Below are 6,693 nucleotides of genomic sequence, written 5' to 3' on the forward strand. Positions count from 1 at the left end.
CCTCCTCCTTTCTGCGTGGGCACGCAGGGGATGGTTGATTCAGCCATTTTCCGGCGTTCCGAACGACCGTGCAACCAGGGCTGGCGTGAACCGTCAGCCGTTGCCCACGCGCGGCGTTTGCTGCGTTGCAAAAGCATAGAGCGCGTCGAGGGTCGCATCCGGCTGCTCGGTCATCAACGCGTGGCCCGCGTCCAGCGTGACCGTGTCCACGGGCGTGCCCGCTTGCGCGAAGGCCTCGGCGAGGGCGCGCGCCGCGCGCGGAGGCGTCATCGCGTCGCGTTTGCCGACGATCAGTCGCACCGGGCAGCGGACTTTCGCGGCGCTGGTGAGGCCGTCCGCATAAGCGTTGCACGCCGCGAAATCGGTATGGAAAAGCTGCGGCTCGCCGCGCGCGGAGACGCGCTCCATGAGCCGCTGGTTCATGCCGCGCAGCCAGAAGCCCGGTCCGGGGCTCGACGGCTTGGCGGCGAGCGTCGAGTGCGACCACGCGTTGACGAGCGCGATCGCCTCCGGCTCGCGGTCGCGCGCGGCTTCGAGCAGGGTTGGCGCGACCGTCATCGGGAATGCGGTGGCGAGCAGGGCGATGCGCTGTGCGCGCTCCGGATGGCGCGCGGCGAATTCGAGCGCGACGAGCGAGCCCATGCTGTGGCCGGCGACGAAGGCCTGCGGGGCGTTCAGCGTGTAGAGCAGCGCGGCGAGCCAGTCGGCGAGCGCGCCGATGCTCGTGAGCGCCGGGCCCGCGCTGCGCAGGTGGCCGGGCAGATCGACGGCCAGCGCGTTGAAGCCGTGGTTGGCGAAATAGCGCGATTGCAGCGCCCAGACGCTGTGGTCGTGCTGCGCGCCGTGGACGAACACCGCGAACGGCAGCGCGGGGTCGATCGCGCGCGAGGCCGTATAGGCATAGACCGGCTTGCCGGCCACGTCGACGATCATGACGCCTCCTTGCCGGTGGGCCTGGCAATCGACGCTTCCGTTTTCTGCGACGCCTTCAGCGCGCGCTTGAGGTCATCGACCAGATCGGCGGGGTCTTCGAGCCCGATCGAGAGCCGGATCGTGCCCTCCGCAATGCCGGCGGCCGCAAGCGCGGCGGCGTCCATGCGGAAATGCGTGGTCGAGGCGGGGTGGATCACGAGCGAGCGCGCGTCGCCGACGTTGGCCAGATGCGAGAACAGCGTGAGCGATTCGATGAAGCGCTTGCCCGCCGCGCGGCCGCCGCGCAGGTTGAAGCTGAACACGGCGCCCGCGCCGCGCGGCAGTAGACGCCTGGCAAGCGCGTAATCGGGATGGCTCGGCAGCTCCGGCCACGCGACCGATTCGACCGCCTCGTGCGCGGCGAGAAATTCGACGATACGCCGCGCGTTCGCCACATGCCGCTCCATGCGCAGCGGCAGCGTTTCTATGCCTTGCAGCAATTGCCACGCGGCCTGCGGATGCAGGCACGCGCCGAAGTCGCGCAGGCCCTCGCGGCGCGCCCGCAGCAGGAAGGGCGCGACCGTGCTTTCCTCGCTGAACACCATGTCGTGAAAACCTGCATAGGGCTCGGTGAGTTCGGGAAAGCGGCCCGACACTTCGAAGTCGAAGGTGCCGCCATCCACCAGCACGCCGCCGATCGTCGTGCCATGGCCGCCGAGGAACTTGGTGGCCGAGTGATAGACGAGATCCGCGCCGTGCTCGAAGGGGCGCAGCAGGTAAGGCGTGGTGAACGTGGAATCGACGAGGAGCGGCACGCCATGTGTGTGCGCGATTTGCGCGACGGCTTCAATGTCGAGCACGTCGAGGCCCGGGTTGCCGAGCGTTTCGCCGAATAGCAGGCGCGTGTTGGGCCGCAGCGCCGCGCGCCAGCCGTCCAGGTCGCCGGGCTTCACGAAAGTCGTCTCGATGCCGAAGCGCTTGAGCGTGTAGTGCAACAGGTTGTGCGAGCCGCCGTAAAGCGCCGCCGAGGCGACGATGTGCGAGCCCGCGCCCATCAGCGTCGCGATCGCGAGATGCAGCGCCGCCTGGCCGCTCGCAGTGCCGATCGCCCCCGCGCCGCCTTCGAGCGCAGCCACGCGCTCTTCGAACACGGCGACGGTCGGGTTCGAGATGCGCGAGTACACGTGGCCCGCGCGCTCCATGTTGAAGAGCGCGGCGGCGTGGTCGGTGTCGCGAAACGAGAACGAGGTGGTGAGGTAGATCGGCGTCGCGCGGGCGCCGGTGGCGGGGTCGGGCGCCGCGCCCGCATGCAGCGCGAGCGTGTCGAAGCGGCTATCGGGATTCGATGCGGGATTTGACGCGGGATTCGATGACATCGTGGCGGCGCGGCCGGCGCGAACCGGCCTGGTGTCGAGGGTGAAGGGCATCGTAACACCGGCGGGCGGGGCGCGGGGACGCCCGGCCGGGCCTTTTTCGGGCCTGATCGAGCGCGTCCCGCGTGGCCGGATTCGTGCCGCAAAACCCCTCGCCACGGCTTTCGGCAGACGTTTCGGTGCGCCGTGGAGCGCCCGCCGCGCGGCTTTCCTTTTAACAATCTTTCCGCTAGGATCGAATCAGGTAGGCATCTTTTCAGCATTTCCCCCATTACTAGCGGCATTCCTGGAGACACATCATGCGTGTCAGCGACATCCTCAAGGTGAAGGGCAACACGCTCTACACCGTCACGCCCGACACTGCGCTGCACGAGGCAGTCAACACCATGGCCGAGCACGATATCGGCTCGCTCGTCGTCATGGAGTACGGCGATCTGGTCGGCATGCTCACGTTCCGCGAAATCATCCTCACGCTGCGCGCAAACGGCGGCAGCGTCGGCACCACGACGATCCGCAAGGTCATGGACGATCATCCCATCACCTGCACGCCGGAAACCGAGGTCGACGAAGTGCGCCGCATGATGCTCGAGCACCATGTGCGCTACCTGCCGGTCATGGAAAGCCGCTCGCTCATGGGCGTGATCTCGTTCTACGACGTGGCGAAGGCCGTGGTCGAAGCGCAGGGCTTCGAGAACAAGCTGCTCAAGGCCTATATTCGCGACTGGCCCGAAGAGGAGCGTCAGCCGGCGCGCTGAGCGTAGCCCCTCTAACGCCTGGTCGGTCAGCATGAAAAAGCGCGCGTCTGGCGCGCTTTTTCGCGTCTGGGCCCCCATGAATTCCGTCAGTGCGATTCCTGTTCGATGAACGATAGACCGATGCCCGCGGCGCAGCGTGACAAGCGCAAAGTGCACCATGAGGGTGACCACACTTCGCAGTTCGCGCTGCTGCGCCAGCGTCGTTTCGCCCCGTTTTTCTGGACGCAGTTCCTCGGGGCGATGAACGACAACGTCTTCAAGATCGGCTTCACCTCGCTCGTCACCTATCAGGCCGCGCGCTTTTCGGGCGTCGATCCGAAGACAGTCGCGTTCCTCATCTCGGCCGTTTTCATCTTGCCGTTCGTGCTGTTTTCCGCGACCTCGGGCCAGGTCGCCGACAAGTATGACAAGGCGATGCTCACGCGCTGGGTCAAGACCTTCGAGATCGCGGTCATGCTGATCGGCGCGGCCGGCTTCTGGATGCACAGCGCGCCGCTGCTGTATGCGTGCACCTTCCTGATGGGCGTGCATTCCACCGTATTCGGGCCGGTCAAGTACGCGTACCTCCCGCAGCGCCTCGCGCCCGATGAACTGGTTGGCGGCAACGGGCTCGTCGAGATGGGCACGTTCGTCGCGATTCTGCTCGGCACGATCGTCGGGGGCGTGGCGGCGGGGATCGGGGCGATGGATCCCGCGTCTGATCATGCGGACCTTGGGCCGCCGGTTGGCGCATGGTGGCTCGGCGGCATGTGCATCGTCATCGCGCTCGTGGGGCGTGTGGCGTCGGCCTTCGTGCCGCCGTGCGAGCCGTCGCAACCGGACTTGCGCATCAACTGGAATCCGGTTTCCGAGACCTGGCGCAACCTGCGCCTCGCGCACGGCAACCGCACCGTGTTTCTGAGCCTGCTCGGCATCTCGTGGCTCTGGTTCGTCGGCGCGACGTTTCTCGCCTCGTTCTTCAATTTCGCGAAGGACGTGATGTCGGCCGACCCCGACGTCGTGACCGTGCTGCTCGCCATGTTTTCGCTCGGCATCGGCTCGGGTTCGCTGCTCTGCGAGCGGCTCTCCCGGCGGCGCATCGAGGTGGGCCTCGTGCCGCTCGGCTCGATCGGCATGAGCGTGTTCGGCATCGAACTCTTCTTTGCAAGCCATGCGTTGCCTGCCGCGTCCCATCTGCTTTCGGTAGGCGAATTCCTGCGCACCGCCGCGCACTGGCGCGTGCTCGCCGACCTGTTCCTGCTCGCCATGTTCGGCGGCTTCTACAGCGTGCCGCTCTACGCGTTGATCCAGAGCCGCAGCGCGCCCAGCCACCGCGCGCGCATCATCGCCGCGAACAACATCCTCAATTCGCTCTTCATGATCGTCTCGGCGCTCATGGCGATGGCGCTCACGTCCGCGGGCGTCGGCATTCCCGGCATCTTTCTGACCACGGCGCTGCTCAATATCGTCGTGGCGGCCTATATCTACACGCTGGTGCCCGAGTTCCTGCTGCGTTTCGTCGCATGGGTGCTCGTGCATACGGTCTACCGCGTGCGGCTCGTGCACACCGAACGCATACCGGCCGAGGGCGCGGCAGTGCTCGTCTGCAATCACGTGAGCTATGTCGATGCGATCGTCATCATGGCCGAGAGCCCGCGGCCGATCCGCTTCGTGATGGATCAGCAGATCTTCCGCTCGCCGTTCTTCGGCTGGGTGTTCCACCACGCCAAGGCGATTCCGATTGCGCCCGCGCATGAGGACCCGGCCGCGCTCGCCGCTGCCTACGACGCATGCGCGGCCGCGCTGGCCGAGGGCGACCTCGTCTGCATTTTTCCCGAGGGCAAGCTCACGCGCAGCGGGGAGATGAATCCGTTTCGCCACGGCGTGAGCGAAATCTTGAAGCGCTCGCCGGTGCCGGTCGTGCCGATGGCGTTGCGCGGGCTTTGGGGCAGTGCGTTCTCGCGCTTTGCGGCGTCTGGGCAGGAGCGGCCGCTGCGGCGCGGCCTGACCAGCCGTTTGACGCTCGCGGTCGGCGAGCCGATCGCCGCGGCGGACGCCACGCTGGAGCGCTTGCAGGAGACGGTGACGGAACTGCGCGGCGCGCGGCGCTGACGTCGGGCCGTGCGGCTCGGTGCGCACGCGCCGCCTTTCGCCCAACCGCCCGGTCGGGCGTCGCCGCGCGCGGGCTGGCATAATATTAGATTCCCCGATTCACTTTGGACGACCGCCATGTCCGGCAACACGCTCGGTACGCTTTTCACCGTCACCACCTTCGGCGAATCCCACGGCCCGGCCATTGGCTGCGTCATCGACGGCTGCCCGCCCGGCATGGCGCTCACCGAAGCCGACATCCAGATCGACCTGGACCGCCGCCGCCCCGGCACGTCGCGTCACGTGACGCAGCGCCAGGAAGAGGACAAGGTCGAGATTCTCTCGGGCGTGTTCGAAGGGCGCACCACGGGCACGCCCATCGCGCTCCTGATCCGCAATACCGACCAGCGCAGCAAGGACTACGGCAACATCGTCGAGACCTTCCGTCCCGGTCACGCCGACTACACCTACTGGCAGAAATACGGCATTCGCGACTATCGCGGTGGCGGCCGTTCGTCGGCGCGCCTCACGGCGCCCACGGTCGCGGCGGGCGCCGTGGCGAAGAAGTGGCTGCGCGAGCGCTTCGGCGTGGAAGTGCGCGGCTACATGCGCGCGCTCGGCGAGATCGACGTGCCGTTCGTGAGCTGGGAGCACGTGCACGAGAACCCGTTCTTCGTGCCCAACGCCGACGTCGTGCCGCAGCTCGAGGATTACATGGACGCGTTGCGCAAGGACGGCGACTCGATCGGCGCGCGCGTGAACGTGGTGGCGAGCGGGGTGCCGGTGGGCTGGGGCGAGCCGCTGTTCGACCGGCTCGATGCCGACATCGCGCACGCCATGATGGGCATCAACGCGGTGAAGGGTGTGGAGATCGGCGCGGGCTTCGCGAGCGTCGCACAGCGCGGCTCGGTGCACGGCGACGAACTCACGCCCAATGGATTCCACGGTAACCACGCTGGCGGCGTGCTCGGCGGCATTTCGACGGGGCAGGACATCACCGTCTCAATCGCCATCAAGCCGACCTCGAGCATCCGCACGCCGCGGCGCTCGATCGACAAGACGGGCGAGCCCGCAACGGTCGAAACTTTCGGCCGCCACGACCCTTGCGTGGGCATTCGCGCGACGCCGATCGCCGAAGCCATGCTAGCGCTCGTGCTGATCGATCACGCGCTGCGCCACCGCGCGCAGAATGCCGACGTCGTCGTGACGACGCCGAAGATCGCAGCCAGCGACGAGTGATGTCGATCGGTGCGGCGTGAGCCGCACCCGTTGCGCGGGCAACAAAAAAGCCGCTTCAGGCTCACACCTGAAGCGGCTTTTTTTCGCCTGCCGGACTTACATGTTCGGATAGTTCGGGCCGCCGCCGCCTTCGGGCGTGACCCACACGATGTTCTGCGTCGGGTCCTTGATGTCACAGGTCTTGCAGTGCACGCAGTTCTGCGCGTTGATCTGCAGGCGGTCGCTGCCGTCGTCGTTCTTCATGAACTCGTACACCGCGGCCGGGCAGAAGCGCGCTTCGGGGCCCGCGTAGGTGCGCAGGTTCACGTTCACGGGCACGCTCGCGTCCTTGAGCGTCAGGTGCG

General features: G+C 67.1%; 6 protein-coding genes. 3 read left to right on the forward strand and 3 right to left on the reverse strand.

What is annotated here, in order from left to right; all coding sequences use genetic code 11:
• Positions 1–93: 93 nt before the first annotated feature.
• Positions 94–933, reverse strand: a complete 840-nt coding sequence (locus tag M3I56_RS29680; protein WP_254356982.1) for an alpha/beta hydrolase — start codon at positions 931–933, stop codon at positions 94–96.
• On the reverse strand, positions 930–2,288 hold the full coding sequence (locus tag M3I56_RS29685; RefSeq protein WP_254356988.1) for an O-acetylhomoserine aminocarboxypropyltransferase: 1,359 nt from the start codon (positions 2,286–2,288) through the stop codon (positions 930–932). The genes M3I56_RS29680 and M3I56_RS29685 overlap by 4 nt, the downstream gene beginning before the upstream one ends.
• Positions 2,289–2,584: 296 nt before the next feature.
• On the opposite strand from M3I56_RS29685, the gene M3I56_RS29690 reads away from it, so the two are divergent.
• The 3 genes from M3I56_RS29690 to aroC all read left to right on the forward strand — a co-directional run bounded on the left by M3I56_RS29690 (position 2,585) and on the right by aroC (position 6,349).
• The gene (locus M3I56_RS29690; RefSeq protein ID WP_158757482.1) at positions 2,585–3,040 is read left to right on the forward strand and encodes a CBS domain-containing protein; all 456 of its coding nucleotides are present in this window, start codon (positions 2,585–2,587) and stop codon (positions 3,038–3,040) included.
• A 105-nt stretch (positions 3,041–3,145) separates the two neighbouring features.
• Positions 3,146–5,131, forward strand: coding sequence for an MFS transporter (locus M3I56_RS29695; RefSeq protein WP_254356983.1), 1,986 nt, complete (start codon positions 3,146–3,148; stop codon positions 5,129–5,131).
• A 117-nt stretch (positions 5,132–5,248) separates the two neighbouring features.
• Positions 5,249–6,349, forward strand: a complete 1,101-nt coding sequence (gene aroC, locus M3I56_RS29700; protein WP_254356984.1) for a chorismate synthase — start codon at positions 5,249–5,251, stop codon at positions 6,347–6,349.
• Positions 6,350–6,445: 96 nt separating this feature from the next.
• On the opposite strand, the gene M3I56_RS29705 is transcribed toward aroC, so the two are convergent.
• Positions 6,446–6,693: 4Fe-4S dicluster domain-containing protein (locus M3I56_RS29705; RefSeq protein ID WP_254352657.1), on the reverse strand; the 248-nt coding region annotated here is incomplete at its 5' end.

The organism is Paraburkholderia sp. CNPSo 3281 (genome assembly GCF_024206515.1).
Lineage (GTDB): Bacteria > Pseudomonadota > Gammaproteobacteria > Burkholderiales > Burkholderiaceae > Paraburkholderia > Paraburkholderia nodosa.

Bases quoted from the DNA above. Each gene is read 5' to 3' on its own strand.
- M3I56_RS29690 (WP_158757482.1), top strand. From the start codon at position 2,585: ATGCGTGTCAGCGACATCCTCAAGGTGAAGGGCAACACGCTCTACACC.
- M3I56_RS29695 (WP_254356983.1), top strand. From the start codon at position 3,146: ATGAACGATAGACCGATGCCCGCGGCGCAGCGTGACAAGCGCAAAGTG.
- M3I56_RS29680 (WP_254356982.1), bottom strand. From the start codon at position 933: ATGATCGTCGACGTGGCCGGCAAGCCGGTCTATGCCTATACGGCCTCG.
- aroC (WP_254356984.1), top strand. From the start codon at position 5,249: ATGTCCGGCAACACGCTCGGTACGCTTTTCACCGTCACCACCTTCGGC.
- M3I56_RS29685 (WP_254356988.1), bottom strand. From the start codon at position 2,288: ATGTCATCGAATCCCGCGTCAAATCCCGCATCGAATCCCGATAGCCGC.